The organism is Umezawaea sp. Da 62-37 (assembly GCF_032460545.1).
GTDB lineage: Bacteria > Actinomycetota > Actinomycetes > Mycobacteriales > Pseudonocardiaceae > Umezawaea.
This window is the reverse complement of sequence record NZ_CP135965.1, coordinates 10,929,203-10,950,387: the sequence shown is the minus strand read 5'-3', so window position 1 is coordinate 10,950,387 and position 21,185 is coordinate 10,929,203. Positions and strand designations below refer to the sequence as shown.

Below are 21,185 nucleotides of genomic sequence, written 5' to 3'. Positions count from 1 at the left end.
AACCGACAACGGAGTTGGCCATGAGTCGCAGAGCCCTGTCCGCCCTGCTCGGCACACTGCTGATGGCCGGAGCCGCGATAGTCGCGCTGGGCTCCGGCACAGCGTCGGCGGCAACGTACTCCGGTTACGTCATGGGGTACTTCACCGAGTCGCCGACCTTCGCCGGCGCCGACTACGGGCTGCACCTCGCGGTCAGCCCGGACGGCCTGAACTGGACGCCGCTCAACCAGAACGCCCCGGTCGTGACGCCTGCGCAGGGCACGCAGGGCCTGCGCGACCCGTTCATCCTGCGCAAGCAGGACGGCACGTTCACCGTGCTGGCCACCGACCTCAAGGGCACCGACTGGAGCCTCCAGAACCAGTACATCCACGTCTGGGACTCGACCGACCTGCGCTCGTTCACCAACTACCGCAGGGTGAAGCTGCACTCGCTGGCCACGCACAGCTGGGCGCCCGAGGCGTTCTGGGACGCCTCGCGCGGCCAGTACGCGATCATCTACTCGGCGAGCAACGGGAACCACGACGTCATCATGGTCAACTACACCACCGACTTCGTGAACGTCGGCTCGCCGCAGACGTTCTTCGACCCCGGTTACGCCGCCATCGACGGGAACATGACGTCCGTGAACGGCACGAACTACCTGTACTTCAAGAACAACACCAGCGGCTCGCTGCTGGGAGCGAAGTCGAGTTCGCTCAACCCCGGCAGCTTCACCACGTTCACCGGCGGCACCGCGCACGGCGGCACCGAGGCGCCGATCGTGGTGAAGTCCCTGACGGCGAACACCTGGTACCTGTGGGGCGACACCTACACGCCCAACGGGGTGTTCTACGCCTGGCAGACCGGCGACCTGGCGTCCGGGACGTGGACGGCGGTGAACCAGCGCGCCTACACGCAACCGTTGAACTCCAAGCACGCCACCATCTCGCCGATCACCGCGACCGAGATGGCGAACCTGCTGACCAAGTGGGGCAAACCCGCGTGGAACCGGCTGAAGTCCTACAACTACCCGGACCGGTACGTGCGGCACCAGAGCAACGTCGCCCGCGTGGACACCTACCCGTTCGACCCCTACCAGGACCAGCAGTGGAAGGTCGTGCCGGGCCTGGCCGACTCCGCCGGGGTGTCGTTCCAGTCGGTCAACTTCCCGACGATGTACCTCAGGCACGCCGACTACGCCGTCGTGCTCAACACCAACGACAACTCCGCCGCGTTCAAGGCCGACGCCACCTTCACGCCGGTGGCGGGCTGGGCGGACTCGGGCTGGACCTCCTACCGGTCCTACAACCACCCGGACCGCTACCTGCGGCACGCGGGCTACGTGCTGCGGATCGACCCGATCACGAGTTCGTCAGCGGCCACCGACAAGCAGGACGCCACGTTCCGCGCGGGCTACTGACGCGCCCGCAACCGGACCCGGAGGTTGGTGGGGTAGGCGGTGAACGACATCCGCTCCTCCACCACCCCGGCGGAGGTGTCGGGTTCGACGGTGAAGGACCGGCAGAGCAGGGAGACGACGATGGTCGCCTCCAGTAGCGCGAGGTTGCGGCCGGGGCAGAACCGGGGCCCACCGCCGAAGGGCATGAACGGCAGCGACTCGCGCGGCAGCCTGCCCTCCAGCCACCGCTCGGGCCGGAACACCTCCGGCTCGGGGTAGCGGTCCAGGTCGCGGCGGGCGCCGTACGCCATGAGCGCGAAGACGGGCACGCCCTTCTCCACGAGCAGCGGACCGTGCTCGGTGTCGAAGGTGACGTCGCGCAGGGGTTGGAACGCCAGGAAGGGGGCGACCGGGCGCAGCCGCGCCACCTCGTGGACGACGGCCTCCGCGAACCCGAGCCTGCCGACGGTGGCCGGATCCGCCGGGAACCCGCTGTCCCCCAGCACCTCGTCCGCCTCGGCGCGCACCCGTTCCTGCACGTCGGGGTTCTCCGCCAGGTGGTGGATCGCCCATGCGGCGGTCGACGACGTGGTGTCCTCGCCCGCGAGGAGCATCGTCAGCACGTTGCCGAAGACCTCCTCGTGGGTGAACGGCGACTCGCCCTCCAGCGGTGCGACCAGGGCTTCGAGGAAGTTCGCGGGCTCGCCTCCGCCCGCCATCCGCCTGGTGGCCTCGGCGAACCTGTCGCGGACCAGCGCGTCGATCTCGCGGACCGTGGCGTCGAGCCTGCGGTCGCGGGGCAGCCGGAACCACCGCCAGTACGCCACGGGCGCGTTGATCCGGCGGCCGAACTCGGGGAACAGCAGCGGCAGCCTGCGGTGCAGCCCGTCGCCGGTCTGCTCCAGCGAGTTCAGGTCGTGCCCCATCGCGAGCCCCGAGGTCACGTCCAGGGTGTAGCGCATCATGTCGTCGAGGACGTCGACGCTCCGACCGTCGCCCGCGGAGGTGTCCCAGCGACGCTTGAGCCGCTCGGTCACCGTCGCGATGGTGGAGAAGTACTGCCGCAGGTAGGCCGCGTTCAGCGCCTGCGTCGCCATCTTCCGGAGCCTGCGCCACTCGTCGCCCTCGGCGGTGAAGACGCCGTGCACCCCGATCTCGTCCAGCACGCCGGTCATGTGCGAACTGCGCCGGAACTCGTCGGGGCGCTGCCGCTGGATCCGGGCGACGACGCTCGGGTCGGCCGTCACGACGGCGGGCATCCGGCCGAGCGACATCCGGAACGTCGACCCGTACCGGTCGCACCACGCCTCCAGCGTCCGGTGCGGCACACCGCCCCGGACGAACCCCGGCAGGTTGCCCAGCAGGGGCAGACCCCTCGGTCCGGGGAGATCGCCCACCGCACGTGCCGCCACACCAAGGGTCACCGCTTCGGTCATCACCCGAACGTACCAGCGGGACGGTCGCCGAACTCGGCGAAGATCGGCCATCAGTCCACTGTGGACGCAGGTGGCCGCGGGCCCGCCATCCGCCTGCCGCGGTGCGCGGCCATCGTGACGGGCGCGTTCACCGCGCCGTAGCCCGCGTACCCGCCGACGCGCTGGACCACCTCGAAGAACACCCGGTCGCCGAGCACCTCGGTGAAGAAGTGCAGGAACTCGCCGTGCTCGTCCCGGTCGTAGAGCACGGACAGCTCCCGCAGGTCGGCCAGCAGGTCCGGCGCGAGCCCGAGGCGCGCGTCGAGGTCGTCGTAGTAGTTGGCCGGGATGTCCAGCAGCGGCGCGCCCAGTTCGCGCATCCGCCGGGCGCTGGCGATGGCGTCCGCGGTGCGGAACGCCACGTGCTGCGGCTCCCGCACGTCCGGGCCCCAGGTGCCCCGCCGCACCAGCGCGGAGTCCAGCGCTATCCGGACGTGCCGCGCGCGGTCGACCACCGGGCGGCTGCGCACCAGGCCGAACGGCGCGGCGAACTCCGCGACGTCGTCCGGTTCGAGCCCCAGCACCGCGCGGTAGAACAGGGCCGCCTGGTCGAAGCGGTCGAACGGCTCGGTGAGGCCGACGTGGTCGGTGTCCAGGAGTCCGGCCCCGGAGTCCTCGCCGGTGTCGACGGTGGTGAAGTCGGCGAGCCAGCCGAGGTCGTCGCGGCAGAAGATCACCGACGTGCCGTCCGGCGCGGCGACCGCGGACGAGCCCACCGGCGCGGCGAGGAACGCCTCGGCGCGGCGCGCGGAACCGGCCGGATCGGCGCCCGCGACGGCCACCGCGCTGACTGCGACCTGCCCGGCGCCCGGCGGTTCGCGGTGGTTCAGCACGATCCGCGCCTCGCCCTGCCGCCACAGCCGCACGGGCTTCGTCCGGTGCCGCCCGGCGGGCGCGAACCCGAGGCCGGTGAGCGCCGCCTCCACCCGCGGGGCCGTGGCGTCGTCGACGTCGAGTTCGGTGAAGGCGTGCCCCGCCAACGGGAGCGCGGCGCCCGGCTCCTCCTGGAGCAGCAGCAGCGACCGCATCGCGTCGACCGCCGCCGCACGCGGCTCGGACTGCCGGAAGACGTCGTTGAACACCTCGAGCGACAGCGGGCCCGGGTAGCCGGTGGCGAGCACGTGACCGACGAACCCCTTGAGGTCGAAGGCCCCCTGGCCGGGGAACAGCCGGTGGTGACGGCTCCACTGGAGCACGTCCATCCGCAGCCGCGGCGCGTCGGCCAACTGGAGGAAGAACACCTTTTCCCCCGGAATGGTGCGGATGGCGACCGGGTCGACGTCCCGCGACAGCACGTGGAAGCTGTCCAGGCACACGCCGAGCGCGGGGTGGTCGGCGGCGCGCACGATCCGCCACGAGTGGTCGTAGGTGCTGACGAAACGGCCCCACGCCAGGGCTTCGTAGGCCACCCGGATGCCGTGTTCGGCGGCTCGCGCGGCGAGGGCGTGCAACTGCTCGGCGGCGAGGGCGTCGTCGTCCACGGCGTCCGGCGACACCGACGAGCACACCAGGATCGTGTCGGCCCCGAGCCGCTCCATCACCTGGAACTTCAGCTCGGCTCGCCGCAGGTTGCGCGCGAGCACGTCCGGCGGCACCGCCTCGAAGTCGCGGAACGGCTGGTAGAGGTCGATGGACAGGCCGAGGTCGGCGCACGACCGCCGCACGCGCTCCGGTGACCACGGCGAGGCGACGAGGTCGTTCTCGAACAGCTCCACGCCGTCGAACCCGGCCGCCGCGGCGGCGGCGAGCTTGTCCTCCAGCGTGCCGGACAGGCACACGGTGGCGATCCCGAGACGTCGGTCAGCGGACATCGGACTCCTTCCCCTCCGGACGCCGCGCCAGGACGTCGAAGTGGCGCAGCATCCGCCCGGTGTCGGGTTCGGCGCCGGTGAACAGGCGGAACGCCTCGGCGGCCTGGAACACGGCCATCCGGCCGCCGTCGAGCACCCGGCAGCCCGCGGCCGCGGCGGTGGTGACCAGCTCGGTGTCGAGCGGCCGGTAGACGATGTCGGCGACCCACAGGTCGGGCCGCAGCAGGTCCGCGGGCAGCGGGAGGCCGGGGTGCGCGGCCATCCCGGTCGGCGTGGCGTGCACGAGGCCGTCGGCGGCTCGGACCGCGTCCGGGAGTTCGAGGTCGCCGTGCCCGGCGGTCGCGCGGGCGGCGCCGAACCGGGTGGCCAGCGACGCGGCCAGGTCCTCGCCGCGGCTCCGGTCGAGGTCGAAGATCCGCACGGTCCCGGCACCCGCCGTGAGCAGCCCGTGCGCGACCGCGGCACCGGCGCCTCCCGCGCCGAGCAGGACGACGGAGCCCAGGTCGGCGCCCGGCATCCCCGCTTCGAGACCGCGGGTGAACCCGGACCAGTCGGTGTTGTGGCCGATCGCCCGCCCGCCGTCGAAGACCACGGTGTTGACCGCTCCGAGCGCCTCGGCGTCGGCGGACAGCCCGTCCAGGTGCGCCAGCACCTCCTGCTTGCACGGGTGGGTGATGTTCAGGCCGCGGTACCCCGCGTCCCGCGCGACGGCGACGATGTCGCCGATCGCCCCCGGCGGCAGCCCCCACTCGTCCAGGTCGATGCGGCGGTACCGGTAGGGCACGCCCACCCGTCGCGCCTCGCGCTCGTGCAGCGCCGGGCTCAGCGACGGCCCGATACCCGCCCCTACCAAGGCCACCAGCAGGGCGCCGCGTGCCAGGCCCGCGTGCTCGCGGACCGCGTCGGGGAACGAGGTGTGGGCCACGGACCGCCTTTCGAGCTAATGTACGAACTGGTGAGTTAGTTGTACCCCACGACGGGCGATCGGCGGAAGGGGCCGCCTAGACTCGGACCACCACTCGCGGCGAGGAAGGAAGTCAGTGGCCGCACTGCCGTCCGAGGAGGCGCCGACCGACGCCGTCGACCGCTCGCGCGACGCCGAGCGCACCAGGGCCGAGATCCTCGCCGTGTCCGCGCTGGAGTTCGCCGACAAGGGCTACGACGGCGCGCGGGTGGACGAGATCGCCGCGAAGACCCGCACCACGAAGCGGATGATCTACTACTACTTCGGCGGCAAGGAACAGCTGTTCGTCGAGGTGCTCGAACGGGCCTACACCGTCATCCGCGCCATCGAGCGCGAGCTGGACGTCGAGCACCTGGACCCGATCGACGCGCTGCGCCAGCTCGCCGAGCTGACGTTCGACCACCACGAGTCGCACCCGGACTTCGTGCGGCTGGTCAGCATCGAGAACATCCACCGCGCCGAGCACATCGCGCGGTCCACCGAGCTGGCCGGGCTGGCGAACCCCGCGCTCGACGTGCTCACCCGCATCCTGGACCGGGGCCGCGCGGCCGGGTACTTCCGCGACGACGTGGACGCGCTGGACGTGCACATGGCGATCAGCGCGTTCTGCGTGTTCCGCATCGCCAACCGGCACACGTTCCACGCGATCTTCGACCGCGACATGCTGGACCCCGCCCGCCGCGAGCACCACCGGCGGATGGTCGGCGACATGCTCGTGAGCTACCTGACCGCTCGCTGAACCCTTGACACGGCGGTGTCGAATCCCCACCATCTGCGCTATTAACTATCTAGTACGTACGTAGCCGGTCGTCGCCCGAATCCCTGTTCATGCAACGGAGCACCAGCAGAGGAGCCCTTCGTGACCGCTCACACCGCCGGTCCCCCGCCCCCGACCGGCAAACCGCGCAAGGCGGCCGTCGCCGCGTGGATCGGGAGCGCGCTGGAGTACTACGACTTCTTCATCTACGGCACCGCCGCGGCCCTGGTCTTCGGCAAGGTCTTCTTCCCGTCGTCGAACCCCGCCACCGGCACGCTGCTGGCGTTGGCGACGTTCGGCGTCGGCTACCTCGCCCGCCCGGTCGGCGCGGTGTTCCTCGGGCACGTCGGCGACCGGTTCGGCCGCAAGCGCGTGCTGGTGTTCACGTTGCTGCTCATGGGTTTCTCCACGTTCCTGATCGGCTGCCTGCCCACGTACAACGACATCGGCGTGGCCGCGCCGATCCTGCTCGTCGCGACCCGGCTGCTACAAGGGCTCTCCGCCGCGGGCGAGCAGGCCGGCGCGAACTCGATGAGCCTCGAGCACGCCCCCGACGACCGGCGCGCGTACTACACGAGCTTCACCCTCAGCGGCACCCAGGCGGGGCAGATCCTCGCCACGGCGGTCTTCCTGCCGATCGCCGCGCTCCCCCAGGACCAACTGCTGTCGTGGGGCTGGCGGGTTCCCTTCTGGGCCAGCGCGCTCGTCGTCGTGGTCGGGTTCGTGATCCGCCGCAAGCTCGACGAGACCCCGGTGTTCGAACAGGAGATCGCCGGGCGGGGACCGGCCAAGCTGCCGATCACCATCCTGTTCCGCGACCACTGGGCCGACGTCCTGCGGGTGGTCGCCGCCGCAGTCATCGCCTCGGTCAGCACCATCTTCACCGTCTACGCCCTGTCCTACGCGGTCAACTCCGCCGGGCTGGCCAGGACCCCGATGCTGTGGGTCGGCGTCCTCGCCAACGTCGTAGCCCTCGCCGCCATCCCGCTCTGGGCCAGGCTCGCCGACCGCGTCGGCCGCAAGCCGGTGTTCATCGGCGGCTCACTGGGCTGCGCCGTCCTGATCTTCGCCTACCTGGGCGCCATCTCCTCGGGCGACTACACCCTCGTCTTCCTCGTCGGCATCCTGCTGTTCGGCGTCGTCTACAGCGCCACCAACGCCGTCTGGCCGTCGTTCTACGGCGAGATGTTCACCGCCAAGGTCCGGCTTTCCGGCATGGCCATCGGCACCCAGATCGGCTTCGCGGTCGCGGGCTTCACGCCCACCATCTCCGCCGCCATCGCGGGCGACAAGAGCGCCAACTGGGTCGGCGTCGCCGCGTTCACCGCGGCCCTCTGCCTGGTCAACGTCATCGCCGTGGCCACCGGCCGCGAAACCTTCCGCACCCCCACCGCCGACCTGGGCCTCAAGCCCCGCAAGGCCGACCACGCGGGAGCGGCGGCCTGACGACGCGGTCGCGCGTGGTGGCCGGACGCCGCCACGCGCGACCCGGTCACCTCAGGAACGGCCAGTCGTTCTCCAGCAGCACGACACCGTCCGCACCGCGCAGGATCACGGTCACCGTGCTGGACGCCGGATCCAGGTGGATGCCCGGCGGGACGAGGATCGCGAAGGTGCGGTCGACCAGGGCGACCGGTCGCGGCGTGCTCCCGTCGAAACCGATCTCGACAGCCGCGACCTCTCCACCGGTCTCGCTGATCTCCCCGCCGACGACCTGCCTGCCTCCTCCGACGTCCACGAGGACGTGGGGCATGACCGCCGCGCGCCCTTGGAGGAGTGGGCGCACGGTCGTCTTGACCACCGGCCCGTCCACCTGGCAGATGGCCATCATGCTGGCGGTCTGCCCGAGGAGCAGCGTCCCGCCGGGATAGGCGACGGAGGCCGCGGGCTGGTAGGAATCCGGGTCCAGCACCGGCGTGGCGGAGCGCGACAGGCAGTCCCCGAGCATCCGCCCCGCCTCGGACGTGCGGTCCGGCGCCGGGCCGTCCGGATGGTCGCGGACAGCAGCGGCAGGCGCGGGCGCGGCAAGCGACCGGTCCGCCTTCCCGTCGCCGACGGTGAACGCGGTCCCGTCCGGGTTGATGCCCGTCAGGGCCACGAACATGCCGTCGCCGACGACCGGGACCACCGCGACACTGCCGTAAGCCCCCTTGCCCTCCAGCGAAGGCGCGTCCCAGGCCACGTCCACCACACCGGCGACAACGCCTTCACGACTGGACAGGACAGCCGCGACCCCGGTGTCGGGTGCCGCGGCCGGATCGGACACGGTCGCCGTGGTCGGCGTGGTCTGGCAGAAGAACGGCCTGCCGTCGGCACGGACCGCGACCACACCGAGTTGCGCGTCGCCGACGGTGAACACCGGCGTCCACCGGGAACGGTCCGGAAAGCGCTCGGCCACACCACCCGCGCGCACCGCGTTCCAGCAGCGGTCCAGGTTGATGCCCGCGACCACCGGGTCGAACGCCCGATCAGCCGCAGGGGCCTGGGCGTCCGGCATCTGCCGCAGCACGAAGACCGTTCCCGCCAGCAGCACCACGGCGGCGGCCGCCGCGACGAGCGGAACCAAGATCGTGCGACGCGGTCGACTGTCCATGCCGTGCTCGAACTCGGCGCGCAACTGCCCCCTCAGCTCGGGCGGAAGCGCACGCGGAGCGATCTTGTGGTTCACGGGGTGTCCTCCGTCAGGCTGCGCAGGCGGGCACGGGCACGGGAGAGGTGGGACCGCACCGTCGCCTCGGCGATGTCGAGGTGCACGGCGGCGTCGGCGACCGGCAGATCGCCCAACAAGCACAGTTCGGCGACCTCGCGCTGGGCACGGGGAAGGCTTCGCACGGCGTCGATCACCTCCCGCAACCGCGCCTCGCCGTCGATCCGGCGCACCACGGCGTCGGCGTGGTCGTCGACGGGGGACGGCGGAGGAATCCTGCGCAGCAACCGGGACCGCCGGGCCAGCCCGCGGTGCGCGGTCCGCACGACGTTGCCCGCCATCGTGTACAGCAACGGCAACGCACTGTCCCGGACCAGGGTCACCTCGCCACGGGTCCGCCACGCCGTCAGGAACGTCGCCGACGTGACGTCATGCGCCTGCTCCCACGACCCCGTCAGCCGGTAGGCGTGGTTCCACACCGCCTCGACATGCCGCTCGAACAACACCCCGAACGACTGCCGATCGCCTCGACTCCACAGCACGGGGTCCGGCGGATCAGCTCCACCGACCACCCCGTCCGCCAGCTCCGGCGTCATCTCACTGGTCACAACGGTCAGGTGCCTGCCGAGGGGCCGCAGTTGCACTCATCACGTCACGAATATGTCACGGAGCGACGCCAGCGTTCCCCGACCGCGCGAAGCAGGTCGACAAGCCATGCGCCCCTGGCACGATCTTCTCCACCCGAACGAAAGCCGGTGCCGCGGAACGTTCCCGCGGCACCGGCGAAGTCGTGGAACCCGCCGACGAGGGCGGGTGGTCGAGCACTAGAAGATGACGATCAGCAGCAGGATCACGGCGAAAGCGATCACGAGCCCGATGATGGCCTTGCTACCGGGACGGCTGCGGTGGTGGCTCTCGACCCTGGTGGTCTTGAACCAGCTGTACGGCACGCGGCGGCGGTGAGCCCGAACCCAAGGCATGTCGACTCCCGGTCTGGTGAGTGTGTGCGTCCGCGTCCCATGACGCGATCATGGTGGTGGTACCCCGTTGTCACCTGAAAAACACCTCTTCGGGTGATCCGATCTGCCGGTCCGGCACGAAGACCTGTGGTGCGACTCGACGACCGGCTGCGGGCGATGCTCATGCACGCCACCGCGAAGTGGACCGTTCGGTACGGCGACGACCTGCGCTTCGCGGGCACGGATCTGCCGCGACCGCAGGTGTTCCGGGTGCCGACGAGGCACGGGAAGGTGCCGGTGCACGTGTACCGGCCGCCAGGACTTGGCACCGAAGCACCCGCGCACGTCCACTTCCACGGCGGCGCGTGGCTGATGCGGTACCCGGCCATGGACGACTGGTGGTGCCGCTACCTCGCGGCCACCGCGCGGGTCGTGGTGCTCAACGTCGACTTCCGCACCGGCCCGTACGTCACCTACCCCGTGGCGCAGCACCAGTGCCACGACGTCGCGGCCTGGGCGGCCGAAGGCGACAACGGCCTGGACGGTGACCGGATCTCGGTCGGCGGCTTCTCCTCCGGTGGCGGGCTGGCGGCGTCGGTCTGCCTGCAAGCCCGTGACAGCGGCTCGTTCCGGCCAGTGCTCCAGGTGCTCGGCGTCCCCGCGCTCGACATGGCCTGCGAGGTGCCGGACCACGGGCCGGGGATGATCTCGCCGGAGTTGCGACGGCTGGTCCGGCGCGTCTACTTCCCCGACGCCGCGACGCGCGCGCACCCGTACGCCTCACCGGTGCTCGCGCCGGACCTGTCGGGGCTCCCGCCCGCGGTCGTGCTGACCGCGGAGCGGGACGCTCTCCGCGACGACGGCGAGCGCTACGCGGAACGCCTGCGCCAGGAGGGAATCCCGGTCGTCCTCGACCGGACTCCCGGTGTGGACCACTACTTCCTCACCGAGGACCCGGTCCGCGCCCGCACCACGATGGCGATGATCGCCGAAGCTGTCGCGGGAGCACGGTAGTCATTCATCCAATGTGGACAGAGCGTCCTTCGCCAGGCTCGTGTAGTCGTCCTCGGTCCCGGGCGTGACCAGGACCAGCTCGCACAGCGGCCCGAGGATCGACACCTGCCGCTGGTGGGAAGCCCGCACGGCGTCGACCATCCGCGTGACGACGTGGTACTTCACGTCCTGGCGCGTCTCGGGCACGACCCACGCCGTGGCGACGAGCGCGATCCCGGCGGCGACGTTCACCCAGTCCTCCGCGCCGTGCAACAGGTCCAGCAGGATCTCGCGCCTGCGCGAGGTCTCCCACGGCTCGTCCACGGCGTGGTGCGCGATCCCCAGGCAGGCGGTCACCTGCACGCCGCTGAGCCACAGGTTGGGCGCGTGCCGGGCCATCGTCGCGCCGAACTCCGTGTCCGGGGTGGCGGGCGGGTGGACCAGGGTGCCGAGCAGGTCGGCGGGATCGACGGCGGACAGCACGACGGTCGAGTCGTACAGGGCGGGCAGGCTCTCCCAGCGGAACGACGCGATCCGGCGCACCGCCTCGGCGGCCTCGGGCGAGGGCGGCGGCACCGCCGGACGCGCGATCGCGTCGTCGTAAGTCCAGACCGCGTGCTCCACCTCGTACTTCGCGACGCGCGGATCTGGGTCCGGAACGGACTCGAACACCACGGTCGCGCTGGGGAACGCCAGGTGCAGGGCCAGCACGGAACTCGGCGGCTCCAGGGCCGTGACGGTGATCCCGACCTCCAGGTCCGGCGACGGCTCCACCTGCTCGAGCGCCTGGCCGAGCGAGTTCGTGGTCGCCTCGGTCTGGTCCGCGGCACGGCCCAGCACCGGCCGGTCCCAGCTCACGTCGGTCAGCGCCTCGGCCGCGTAGGGCAGTTCCGACTCCGCCAGCGCGAGGAGGTGCCGGACGTCCCCGTCGATCCGGTACCGCACGGCGTCCGCCGTCGGCCCGGCCTTCGGGTGCGTCGGATCGGCCTCCAGCGCGCGTTCCGCCCAGACCAGCGCCCGCTCCGGATCTCCTCGGCGCACCAGCAGGTCGGAGATGTCGATGTGCAGGCCGAGGTCTTCCGGCGTGCGCTCGGCCTCGTCCTGCCACACCCGCAGGGCCTCGTCGTACCGCTCCGCCGCGCGCAGCGCGTACCCGATCATGATGGCGGCCTCGTGGCTCGGCTCCACCTCGAACGACCGCCGCGCCCACGCGATCGCCTCCTCCACCGCGCCGAGGCGGCGGGCGAACGTCGACCCGCTCCACAGCAGCCTGGCGTCGTCCGGGTTCAGCGCGACGGACTCGCGCAGCAGCGCCAGCAACGGGGACAGCGCCTCGCGGACGTCGTCGTCGACCGGGTCGGGCAGGCACGAGGCCATGTGCAGCGCCGAGGCCACCATGATCTCCGGCGAGACCGACGCGGCCAGGTCCGGTCCGCGCAGCCAGGTCACGTCGAGCCACGCCCGGTCCGGCTCCTGCGCGGCGACCAGCACCAGCAGCCGCACCGCCTCGTCCCACTCCCCCGCCGCCGCGCTCAGGTGCGCGTGGCCCGCGACGGTGCCGCTGTACGGGGTCTCCAGGTCGAACAGCTCCAAGGCGCGGTGCGGGCCGCCGACGTGTGCCGCGAGTTCGCTCAACGCCTCGTAGGTCTCGGCGAGCCCCGGATCGCGCGCGAGCGCGTCCGACAGGTGCCGTGCGGCGTGCGCCGGATCGCCGTCGGCCAGCAGCAGCCGGGCCACCGCGACCTCGCCCTCGGCCTCCAGCCGCTCCTCGGCGCACCGCGCGTCGTGCTCCACCGTTCCCCCAGTGCGTTCGTGGTCGGCGGGAGTCGAGAGCGTCCCGGCCATCAGGGTGGATGATCGTAGTGGGAGCGCCCCACGGCCCGTCCGCACCTCCTGGACACCCGTGATCACCTGCCGGAACGGGCCGCGGCGCGGGATCGGGACCGAACTCCCCGAAGCCGGTCGTCCACCCGATGTGTGCGCCGGTCCGCCGGTGGGTAGACCTCGCTTGCCGTGCGCGCACGTTGGAGCAACAACGCGCGGCAGGCCCGCTCCGGCGGACCGGCCGGACCGGTGCGGACCGTTGAACAAACAGCGACCGCACCGGTCCGGGTTCCCGGTCAGCGCTGGGCGCCGGTCCAGTCCAGGCAGACGACCACCGCGTCGTCGACCAGGTCGCTGCCCTCGTGGTAGTCGAGCAGCTCGGTGATGATCGCCCGCGCGGCCTCGGGAGCGGGCAGGTAGCGCGAGTCGTGGATGATCCGGTCCAGGTTGGTCTCGCCGTACTCGCCGCCGCTGGGCGAGCGCGCGGTGTGCACGCCGTCGCTGACGACGACCAGCCGGTCACCCGGCAGCACCTCGAAGTCCTGCTCCTGGTAGTCGGTGCTCTCGAACATGCCGAGGGGCATCTGCTCCTCGAACGGGACCAGCGCAACCTTTCCGCCGCGCAGCCGCAGCAGGTGCGGCGACCCGGCGTCGACGACGGCCACCCGGCCGGTCGACAGCTCGAAGCGCAGCAGCAGGGTCGCCACGTGCTGGGCGCCGCCGTACTGGGCGTACACGGCCTGGTCGGCCAGGCACGCCTGGTCCACCAGGCCCAGACCGGCCCGCCGCGCGTTGCGCAGGGCGCTGATGGCGAGGTTCGAGAGCAGCGCGGCCTGGATGCCGCTGCCCATGCCGTTGGAGACCGTCACGGTCAGGTGGTCGGCCGACGCGCTCCAGTCGAAGTTGTCGCCGCCGATGGTGTACGCGGGTTCGAGCTGGCCGCCCAGCGAGTACTCCTCGCGCGAGCACCCCCGGCCGGGCAGCAGCTGCCACTGCATCTCGGCGGCCAGGCTCAGCCGTTCCCTCCTGCGCGCCTGGAGGTACAGGTCGGTGTCGCGCTCCGCCACGACCAGCTCGTGCCCCAGTGCCGTGGCCAGGTCGACCAGCGCCTGTCTGGCGCCGTCGCCGGGCACGTCCGGCAGCGTGACCACGAGGACGCCGAGCCGGTCCCCGCGCACGGCCACCGGCAGGTACGCGGTCACGCCGTCGCCGTTCACGGGTTCCAGGAGCATCTGCTGCGCGGTGAACGCGCGACCGGCGGCGCTCGTCCTGATCGGGATCGCCTCGGCGGTGTGCGGCAGCCTCGTCACCGGCTGGAGCACGCTGAGCCGGTAGTCGGCGACCAGCAGCTCGGAGTCCAGGGCGCCGAAGCCCGCCCGGAGGGTGTCGCGCAGCACGTCGAGCAGCGCGTGCGGCGGGCTCGCCCGCAGCGCCCGCTCCGCCCGGACCAGCGGATCGTCGATGGCGCTCATTCATGGCCTCCAGGTATCGAACGCGCGGTCCGCCCGCGCGCTCCCGTCGTTCACGGCGGGCCGACACTACGTACCCGCACCGACGACAAGTGTCGACACGCCGCACCGGGCTGTTCCGATGGGCGCCGAGGTGACAAGGTAGTGGAATGACGAGCAGCCACCGACGAGGTCCGCGCACAGCGGACGTGTCCTCGGCCGTGGAGTCCGCCGCCGAGGTGCTGACCGCGCTGTGGGACCGCACCCAGCAGACCTCGAAGACCAGGGTTTCCCCTTCCCAGATGCAGGCGTTGGCCATCGTGGAGCGGCATGGCCAGATCAACCTCAACGGTCTCGCCGCCGAGTTGGACGCCATCCCGTCGTCGGCGAGCAGGCTGTGCGACCGCCTCCAGGCGGCGGGCCTGCTGACCCGCGCGGCCAGCGTGCACAACCGGCGCGAGGTGATGCTCGCGCTGACGAGGGACGGTCGGGCGCTGCTGGCGGAGATCGGCCGCAACCGGCACCAGGCGCTGGCGCGGATCCTGGCGGACATGTCCCCGGCCGGGCGGGAAGCGCTGTTCACGGGGCTGTCCGAGTTCAACGAGGCGGTCACGCTGGCGGATGCCGACGAGTCGTGGGAGCGACACGCCTGAGCATCATTTTTTGTCGTCTGGCAAATGTTCGCCGCTCCGACCAGCAACGATGCTCCGAGCTACCTGAGCATCAGATGAACTTCCGGGGTGAACGTTGGAGATCCACCAACTCGGCGTGCATACTGTGGGAACGATGTTTGTCGTGGTGCAACGATGACGTCGACCCACAACCGAAGGTGGCACGGACCTTGCTGCTGACAGAGGACGTGCTCCCGGCCGGACAGGTCCGGTGCACCTTCGACGAAGACCTCCCCCGCGTCGCGCTGACCGGCGAGGTCGACATGGACACCGACCCGCAGTTCGACGCCGCCTATGCGGAACTGGCCGGGCGCGCCCCCACCCACGTCGTGGTCGACCTCGCCGGGGTGACCTTCCTCAGCTGCTCGGGGCTGACCTTCGTCGCCAGGCTGAACCTCCACCTGGGCAGGACCGGTCACCGGGTGTGGCTCGTCTCCCCCACCCGCATGGCCGCGCGGGTGCTCGGTCTGACCGGCTTCACCTGGGACGCCGACGTCCCCGCCGCCGCGCTCACCTGAGGCTCACCGGCCGAACGCGTCGTCCACGTAGTCCTTGAACTGCACGGTGACGGTGTGCCGGTCCGACGGCCAGTTCCGCGCGGTGATCGTGCGCGAGCGGCCACCGGACCCGCGGATCCCCTCGGTGACCCTGATCGCGCCTCCGGCGTCCGCCTGCGCGGGCAGGTAGGTGTCGACGCCGGTCAGGAAGGGCAGCGCGCCGAACGGGGGCAGCGGGACACCCGGCGTGGACGCGAGGTCGCAGCCGTCGTCGAACACGAAGGCGGCGACGACCTGCCGCGTCCGCGGCGCGATGGCGGGCGCCAGGACGTCGACACCGTTGAACTCCAGCCGGTCGTCGTCGGCCGGGTCCGGCTGGTCGGCCCACCACTCGCGGTTGCGGACGATGGTGAAAGCGCTGTGGGTCGGGCACCTGTCGATGAAGTCGGCGATGCCTCCGGGACGCGAGACCTGCAACCGCAGGAACCGGTCGGAGCGCTCGAACGGCTCGAAGTAGTAGTGGTAGGTCTGCTGCCCCTCGCGCAGGAGCACCAGCTCGTAGTGCTTGCGGCCGTTGACCTCCAGCGGCCCGAACGCGCCGTCCGCGGCGACCTGCGCGGTGTGCCGGGGCGCGCCGCGGCGGGCGCCGGTCCGGTCGTCGACCTCCCACACCTCCAGGGTGCCCGCGACCGGTTCGTTCTGCGGGAAGTACAGCGCCCGTCCCGCGATCTCCACCCGGCCGGGCGGCTCGGGTCGGATGGCGGTGGTGAAGGCGGGCCTGCCGCGCAGGAACGCGTGGATGTGCGCGAAACCCTCGGCCGAGGTCGTGGTCTCGGTGTGCCCCAACGACGTCAGGTACACGTTCGTCGCGCCGCCGATCGAGCCGCCCGGCTGGAGGCTGCCCCAGAGCGCGAGCGTCGGCACGCCTCCCGGAGGCGTCGCGCTGGACCGCCCGTCCACGTTGACGTACCGGCGCACCAGTGCGGCGCGGGCCGGTGCGGCCAGGTACTCGTGCACCACCGACGTGCCGCGGGAGTGGGCGATCACGTCGACCGACGACGCACCGGTGCGGGCCAGGACGCCCGCGATGAACCCGTCGAGCCCGCTCACCGCGGCGGTGTTGTCCGCCACGGCGGTGTCGTACTCGTAGGCGTGCAGCAGCCGGTCGGCGTAGCCGTTGGTGGAGAACCGCTTGGCGTTGGACTGCCACTGCTGGGCCGAACCCTGCTGGCCGTGCACGAACACCACCGGCGTGAACCCGGTGGGACGCGCCGAGGCGGGCGCCGTCGTCGCCACCACCGCCACGAGCGCCAACACGGCCGTGAACACCCTCGGCCAACCGATCCGCGTGCTCATGCCGACTCCCTCAGCGCCGGGGGATGGATGAGCCCAACGTAACCAGGCGGACACCCTGCGCACCAGAGCGGGTTCCGCCGCGCCATGCGGCATCATCGACGGCATGACGGACGAGGAGGGCCCCGCGCTGGCCCGTCGGCTGTGGGCGCTGTTCGAGTCGGTGCACGCGGTCGTCTACTTCCACCCCACGACGCTCGCCGCCCTGGAGGCCGCGGGTCTGCGCGGGTTCTGGCGCGGCTACTTCGCGCAGCGGTCGGCCCCGCTGGGCCCGGTGGGCGAGGCTCCGGTCCGCGCGTCGTTCTTCGGCTTCTCCGCCTCGATGACCGCGCGCGCCCTGCCCGCCGTCTGGGGCCTGGCCTCCCCCGCCGAGGTGCTCGCCGCCCGGCTCGACGGGACCGGGCGGGCGCTCGCCGAGGTGCTTCCCGAAGGCCCCCACGACCGGCTCGCCGACGACCTGTGGGCGCTCGCGTCGGCCCTGCCCTGCGACGGTCGGGTGCTGGCCGCCGCCAACCAGGCGCTGCCGCGTCCGGAGGACCCGCTCCACCGGCTGTGGCTGGCGGCCACGATCCTGCGCGAGCACCGCGGCGACGGCCACGTCGCGGCCCTGGTGGCGGCGGGGCTGACCGGCGTCGAGTCGCTGGTGCTGCGCGCGGGCTCCGACCTCTCCCGCCCGGTGCTGCAAGCCGCGCGCGGGTGGACCGACGAGGAGTGGACGGCCGCCGCGGAGGGGCTGGCGGCCCGCGGGCTGCTCCGCGACGACCGGACCACCAGCGACGCGGGCAAGCGGCTGCTCGCCCGCGTCGAGGAGACCACGGACGACCTGGCGTGGGACGGGCTGGCACGGGCGGGCGGCACGGTCGACGGCGTCCGGCGACTGGCCCACGACCTGCGCGCCCCGGCCGTGGCCTGCCACGCCGTCCTCCCCGAGGTGCACCCGATCGGCGTGCTCGAGATCGACGGGTAGTCGGGTCGGCCCCCGCCGGTCACGAGCGCACCCGCCGATGCTGATCGACCTCCAGCGGACGCCTAGAAGTCCGCCTTCTCCACCTCCGCGGCGGTCACGTGCGAGCCTGCGAAGTCCTCCAACTCCACCAGGTGGCGCTGCCGGTGCAGACGGGACTGCTTGGCCATGTTCCAACCGAGCACCCCGACGACCTCGCCGCCGCGGTGGAACAGCGCGACGAACCTGCGCGCGTCGACGGAGCCCTCCACGACTGCCACGTCGGCGTCGGCGGCCAGCACGCCGTGGATCTGGAGCTTGGCGTCGAACTGGTCGGTCCAGAAGTACGGCACCGGCGCGTACCGGCGGTCCGCGCCCAGCACGTTGTCCGCCACCAGCACGGCCTGCTCGGTGGCGTTGGTGCGGTTCTCCAGCCGCAGCAACGAGTCCAGCCGGTCGTGGTGCCACCGGGCGACGTCCCCGACGGCGTAGATCCCCTCCGCCGCACGGCAGTGGGCGTCGCACACCACGCCGTTGTCCACGCGCAGCCCGCTGCCCGCGAGCCATTCCGTCGCCGGGATCGCCCCGAGCGCGACCACCACCACGTCGGCGGGCAGCACCTCGTCGTCGGCCAGGCGCACGCCGGTGACCCGGCCGTCCGCCGCGGTCAACCCGCTGACCGCCACCCCGAGGCGCAGGTCCACCCCGCGTTCGGCGTGCAACTCCCCGAGCAGCCCCGAGACCAGCGGTCCGAGCTGCATCGCCAGGGGCGCGCGCTGGGGGCCCGCCAGGGTGACCTCGACGCCCATCGTCCGAGCGGTGGCGGCGACCTCGGCCCCGAGCACGCCGTCGCCCACCACCACCAGCCGCTTGCACGTCAGGAGATCCGCGCGCAGCGCGAGGGCGTCGTCCAGGGTGCGCAGCACGTGGACACCGGCGAGGCCGGCCTGGTCGGGCAGGGCGCGCGGCCGCACACCGGTGGCCAGCACGACGGCGTCCGCCCGCAGGCTCAGGCCGGAGGCGGTGCCGACGGTGCGCGTCGGCACGTCCAGGGACACGGCCGCGTCACCGAGCACGAACCGGGCGTCCAGCGCGTCGAGCACCTCCGGCACGCGCAGGTGCGCGCGCTCGGGCACCCAGACCCCGCCGAGGACCTGCTTGGACAGCGGCGGCCGGTCGTAGGGCACGTGCGGTTCGTCGCCCAACAGGGTCAGCTCACCGACGTACCCCTTGCGGCGCAAGGCCTCCGCCGTGGCGAGGCCCGCGGCCGACGCGCCGACGACCAGGACGCTCGACGGCGTGCTCACGCGGTGCCGCTCAGCACGATCGCCGCGGCCGGGCACACCTGCGCGGCCTCGCGGACGGCGGCGTGCAGCTCCTCGGCAGGCTCGGCGTCGAGCAGCACCACCACACCGTCCTCGTCGCGCTGGTCGAACACCTCGGGCGCGGACAGGACGCAGGACCCCGCACCGCAGCACTTGTCCTCGTCCACAGTGATCTTCACGTGTCGCACTCCTCCGCACGACGGGCGGGTGCCCGTCTCATCTCGGTCGTCCCGGTCACGCCTCGGTGGCGGTGACCGGTGCCAGCCACAGCCCGACGATCGCGTCGATCAGGCCGGTGGCCGTGTCGCCCCAGGAGGACCTGGGCGTGGGTGTCCCCTCGGCGAGGGCCCGCTCCCGTTCGGCGCACGTGTGCGACATCAGGTTGCGGGCCATGTCGCCGCGTTCGGCGCGCACCGGCGGTGGCAGGAACGGCAGGCAGCGGTCGAGCCCGTCGAGGATCCGCCGCATCAGCTCCGTGCCGAGCGCGTCGTCGATGATGATGCGGCGCAGCACCGGGTCGGTCATCACCTGGGCCCCGAACCGCGCGTACCAGGTGGGGCTGCCCAGCTGCGCCAGGTGCTCGGTGAACGGGCGGACCAGGCAGCCCACCCAGTCGCGCACCTCGCCGCTGTCGCCGATCCCGGCCAGCATCCGCGCGCGCAGCAGCTCCACCGGTTCGGCGTGCCTGCGCACGATGGCGCGCACCAGGTCCGCCTTGGAACCGAAGTGGTAGCCGACGGCGAAGTTGTTGCCCTGCCCCGCGGCCTCGCCGACCTGGCGGTTGGACACCGCGGACACGCCCTGTTCGGCGAACAGCCGTTCCGCCGCCGTCAGGATCAGCTCCTGGGTGTGCCCTGCCTGCTCGGCGCGGCCCGCCCTCACCACCGCACGGGGACTTCGCGCAGCCCCCCGATGATCAGTCCCTCGACCCGCCGCAGCTCCTCGACCGGAACGGCGAGGTCCAACGTCGGCAGCCTGCGCAGCAGCACGTCGAGCACGGCCTGCAGCTCGGTGCGCGCCAACGACTGGCCGAGGCACGAGTGGGCGCCCGCGCCGAACGCGAGGTGGGTGTTCGGGCTGCGCCCCAGGTCCATCTCGGCGGCGTCGTCGAACTCGCTCTCGTCGCGGTTGGCCGAGGCCAGGCTGCACACCACGGTCGTCCCGCGCGGCACCCGCGTCCCGCCGATCTCGGCGTCCTCGGTGATGTAGCGCGGGATGCCGAAGCCGGGGTTGGCGTCCATGCGCAGCGCCTCCTCGACGGCCGTGCGCACCAGCGACCGGTCGGCCAGCAGCCGTTCCCAGCGGTCGCGGTCGGCCAGCAGCATGGAGAGCATCTTGCCGATCATGTTCGCGGTCGTCTCGTGGCCCGCGACCAGCAGCCCCTGCGCGGTGGACAGCAGCGCCTCGTCCGGCATGACCGCTCCGGCGCCCGCGGCCGAGGCGATCAGCTCGCTGATCAGGTCGTCCCCCGGCTTCGCGCGGGTGGCGGCGATGTGCGCGGACATGTACGCGGCGAACTCCGCCTGGGCCTCGTCGATCTCGGCCTGCGTGTACCGGGTGAGGCTGAGCAGCGTGTTCGACCAGTAGGCGAACCTGTCCCGGTCGGACTCCGGCACGCCGAGCATGTCGCAGATGACCCACACCGGCAGCGGGAAGCCGAGGCTCGCGACGAGGTCGACCGGGGCGCCGACGCGCTCCATCTCGTCGATCAGGCGCTCCACCATCGCCTCGATGCCGGGCCTGAGGGCCGTCATCCGCTTGGCGGTGAACCACTTGCCGACCATGCGCCGCCACTGCTGGTGGGTCTCCTCGGGCATGGCCTTCGCGAGCGACCCGTTGAACACCCCGCCGGACTCGTTGGCCGAGACGCGCGCCGCGTCGGGCGCGTTGAGGCGCCTGCTGAACCGGGGGTCGGCCAGCACCTGCTTGACGTCCTCGTACCGGGTGAGCAGCGACGCCTGGTCGCCGCTGGGCAGCGTCACCCGCGCGACCGGGCAGCCCTGGCGCAGTTCGGCCCACTCGGCGGGCGGCTCCAGCGCCTCCGACACCGGGATCGGGTAGTCCAACACCTGGTCAGCGTCGTTCTGTGCCACCGCGAGTCCTCCTCAGCGTCGATCTCGGACCGGTCAAGCCAACCGC

Annotated in this window: 20 protein-coding genes; 7 read left to right on the top strand and 13 right to left on the bottom strand. The window is 72.2% G+C overall.

All coding sequences use genetic code 11. The features are described from left to right. Positions 1-20: 20 nt before the first annotated feature. The gene (locus tag RM788_RS49315) at positions 21-1,400 is read left to right on the top strand and encodes a glycoside hydrolase family 43 protein (protein ID WP_315928401.1); all 1,380 of its coding nucleotides are present in this window, start codon (positions 21-23) and stop codon (positions 1,398-1,400) included. Here the strand turns inward: RM788_RS49315 and RM788_RS49310 are convergent. The 3 genes from RM788_RS49310 to RM788_RS49300 are packed head-to-tail and all read right to left on the bottom strand — an operon-like array spanning position 1,394 to position 5,545. Further along, positions 1,394-2,815: a cytochrome P450 gene (locus tag RM788_RS49310; protein ID WP_315928399.1), complete on the bottom strand. Its 1,422-nt coding sequence runs from the start codon at positions 2,813-2,815 to the stop codon at positions 1,394-1,396. The two genes, RM788_RS49315 and RM788_RS49310, sit on opposite strands and share 7 nt — an antisense overlap. 50 nt (positions 2,816-2,865) lie before the next feature. Further along, positions 2,866-4,665 carry a sugar phosphate isomerase/epimerase and 4-hydroxyphenylpyruvate domain-containing protein gene (locus RM788_RS49305; RefSeq protein ID WP_315928397.1) on the bottom strand — a complete coding sequence of 600 codons (1,800 nt, stop codon included), beginning with the start codon at positions 4,663-4,665 and terminating at the stop codon, positions 2,866-2,868. Next, on the bottom strand, positions 4,655-5,545 hold the full coding sequence (locus RM788_RS49300; RefSeq protein ID WP_399345311.1) for a shikimate dehydrogenase: 891 nt from the start codon (positions 5,543-5,545) through the stop codon (positions 4,655-4,657). Before RM788_RS49300 ends, RM788_RS49305 begins: the two co-directional genes overlap by 11 nt. Positions 5,546-5,705: 160 nt before the next feature. Between RM788_RS49300 and RM788_RS49295 the strand changes: the two genes are divergently transcribed. Both RM788_RS49295 and RM788_RS49290 read left to right on the top strand, forming a co-directional pair. Next, on the top strand, positions 5,706-6,368 hold the full coding sequence (locus RM788_RS49295; RefSeq protein WP_315928394.1) for a TetR/AcrR family transcriptional regulator: 663 nt from the start codon (positions 5,706-5,708) through the stop codon (positions 6,366-6,368). A 120-nt stretch (positions 6,369-6,488) separates the two neighbouring features. Further along, complete coding sequence (locus tag RM788_RS49290; protein ID WP_315928393.1) at positions 6,489-7,832, top strand: MFS transporter; 1,344 nt, start codon at positions 6,489-6,491, stop codon at positions 7,830-7,832. Positions 7,833-7,878: 46 nt separating this feature from the next. Here the strand turns inward: RM788_RS49290 and RM788_RS49285 are convergent, their stop codons facing one another. The 3 genes from RM788_RS49285 to RM788_RS49275 form a co-directional block, all read right to left on the bottom strand. Continuing rightward, positions 7,879-9,054: a hypothetical protein gene (locus RM788_RS49285; protein ID WP_315928391.1), complete on the bottom strand. Its 1,176-nt coding sequence runs from the start codon at positions 9,052-9,054 to the stop codon at positions 7,879-7,881. Next, positions 9,051-9,629, bottom strand: coding sequence for an RNA polymerase sigma factor (locus tag RM788_RS49280; RefSeq protein ID WP_399345309.1), 579 nt, complete (start codon positions 9,627-9,629; stop codon positions 9,051-9,053). Before RM788_RS49280 ends, RM788_RS49285 begins: the two co-directional genes overlap by 4 nt. Positions 9,630-9,857: 228 nt before the next feature. Continuing rightward, positions 9,858-10,013 (bottom strand): hypothetical protein, encoded by a 156-nt coding sequence (locus RM788_RS49275; RefSeq protein ID WP_315928387.1) that lies wholly within the window; start codon positions 10,011-10,013, stop codon positions 9,858-9,860. Positions 10,014-10,142: 129 nt separating this feature from the next. Here RM788_RS49275 and RM788_RS49270 point away from each other — a divergent pair, with 129 nt between their 5' ends. Then, a complete protein-coding gene (locus RM788_RS49270) occupies positions 10,143-11,006 on the top strand; it encodes an alpha/beta hydrolase (protein ID WP_315928385.1) in 864 nt (287 codons plus the stop codon). Here the strand turns inward: RM788_RS49270 and RM788_RS49265 are convergent, their stop codons facing one another. Then, entirely contained in the window at positions 11,007-12,830 is a 1,824-nt protein-coding gene (locus tag RM788_RS49265) for a tetratricopeptide repeat protein (protein ID WP_315928383.1), read from the bottom strand. 275 nt (positions 12,831-13,105) lie between these two features. Then, positions 13,106-14,281, bottom strand: a complete 1,176-nt coding sequence (locus tag RM788_RS49260; RefSeq protein ID WP_315928381.1) for a PP2C family protein-serine/threonine phosphatase — start codon at positions 14,279-14,281, stop codon at positions 13,106-13,108. Between the two features lie 146 nt (positions 14,282-14,427). On the opposite strand from RM788_RS49260, the gene RM788_RS49255 reads away from it, so the two are divergent. Continuing rightward, positions 14,428-14,910 (top strand): MarR family winged helix-turn-helix transcriptional regulator, encoded by a 483-nt coding sequence (locus RM788_RS49255; RefSeq protein WP_315928379.1) that lies wholly within the window; start codon positions 14,428-14,430, stop codon positions 14,908-14,910. 188 nt (positions 14,911-15,098) lie between these two features. Beyond that, a complete protein-coding gene (locus RM788_RS49250) occupies positions 15,099-15,446 on the top strand; it encodes an STAS domain-containing protein (protein WP_315928377.1) in 348 nt (115 codons plus the stop codon). Between the two features lie 3 nt (positions 15,447-15,449). Here RM788_RS49250 and RM788_RS49245 read toward each other — a convergent pair whose 3' ends face one another. Beyond that, positions 15,450-16,781, bottom strand: a complete 1,332-nt coding sequence (locus RM788_RS49245) for a hypothetical protein (RefSeq protein ID WP_315928375.1) — start codon at positions 16,779-16,781, stop codon at positions 15,450-15,452. Positions 16,782-16,884: 103 nt separating this feature from the next. On the opposite strand from RM788_RS49245, the gene RM788_RS49240 reads away from it, so the two are divergent. After that, positions 16,885-17,745 carry an SCO6745 family protein gene (locus RM788_RS49240; protein ID WP_315928373.1) on the top strand — a complete coding sequence of 287 codons (861 nt, stop codon included), beginning with the start codon at positions 16,885-16,887 and terminating at the stop codon, positions 17,743-17,745. 62 nt (positions 17,746-17,807) lie between these two features. Here the strand turns inward: RM788_RS49240 and RM788_RS49235 are convergent, their stop codons facing one another. The 4 genes from RM788_RS49235 to RM788_RS49220 are packed head-to-tail and all read right to left on the bottom strand — an operon-like array spanning position 17,808 to position 21,139. Continuing rightward, positions 17,808-19,028 (bottom strand): NAD(P)/FAD-dependent oxidoreductase, encoded by a 1,221-nt coding sequence (locus RM788_RS49235; protein WP_315928371.1) that lies wholly within the window; start codon positions 19,026-19,028, stop codon positions 17,808-17,810. Beyond that, positions 19,025-19,225 carry a ferredoxin gene (locus RM788_RS49230; protein WP_315928369.1) on the bottom strand — a complete coding sequence of 67 codons (201 nt, stop codon included), beginning with the start codon at positions 19,223-19,225 and terminating at the stop codon, positions 19,025-19,027. Before RM788_RS49230 ends, RM788_RS49235 begins: the two co-directional genes overlap by 4 nt. Before the next feature lie 55 nt (positions 19,226-19,280). Further along, positions 19,281-19,928, bottom strand: a complete 648-nt coding sequence (locus RM788_RS49225; RefSeq protein ID WP_315928368.1) for a TetR/AcrR family transcriptional regulator — start codon at positions 19,926-19,928, stop codon at positions 19,281-19,283. Beyond that, on the bottom strand, positions 19,925-21,139 hold the full coding sequence (locus RM788_RS49220) for a cytochrome P450 (RefSeq protein ID WP_315928367.1): 1,215 nt from the start codon (positions 21,137-21,139) through the stop codon (positions 19,925-19,927). Before RM788_RS49220 ends, RM788_RS49225 begins: the two co-directional genes overlap by 4 nt. Between the last annotated feature and the right edge of the window lie 46 nt (positions 21,140-21,185).

Excerpts from the sequence above, each read along its gene's own strand:
- RM788_RS49255 (WP_315928379.1), top strand. The coding sequence starts at position 14,428 with ATGACGAGCAGCCACCGACGAGGTCCGCGCACAGCGGACGTGTCCTCG.
- RM788_RS49315 (WP_315928401.1), top strand. The coding sequence starts at position 21 with ATGAGTCGCAGAGCCCTGTCCGCCCTGCTCGGCACACTGCTGATGGCC.
- RM788_RS49305 (WP_315928397.1), bottom strand. The coding sequence starts at position 4,665 with ATGTCCGCTGACCGACGTCTCGGGATCGCCACCGTGTGCCTGTCCGGC.
- RM788_RS49310 (WP_315928399.1), bottom strand. The coding sequence starts at position 2,815 with ATGACCGAAGCGGTGACCCTTGGTGTGGCGGCACGTGCGGTGGGCGAT.
- RM788_RS49275 (WP_315928387.1), bottom strand. The coding sequence starts at position 10,013 with ATGCCTTGGGTTCGGGCTCACCGCCGCCGCGTGCCGTACAGCTGGTTC.
- RM788_RS49240 (WP_315928373.1), top strand. The coding sequence starts at position 16,885 with ATGACGGACGAGGAGGGCCCCGCGCTGGCCCGTCGGCTGTGGGCGCTG.
- RM788_RS49260 (WP_315928381.1), bottom strand. The coding sequence starts at position 14,281 with ATGAGCGCCATCGACGATCCGCTGGTCCGGGCGGAGCGGGCGCTGCGG.
- RM788_RS49280 (WP_399345309.1), bottom strand. The coding sequence starts at position 9,629 with ATGACGCCGGAGCTGGCGGACGGGGTGGTCGGTGGAGCTGATCCGCCG.
- RM788_RS49265 (WP_315928383.1), bottom strand. The coding sequence starts at position 12,830 with ATGGCCGGGACGCTCTCGACTCCCGCCGACCACGAACGCACTGGGGGA.
- RM788_RS49245 (WP_315928375.1), bottom strand. The coding sequence starts at position 16,781 with ATGAGCACGCGGATCGGTTGGCCGAGGGTGTTCACGGCCGTGTTGGCG.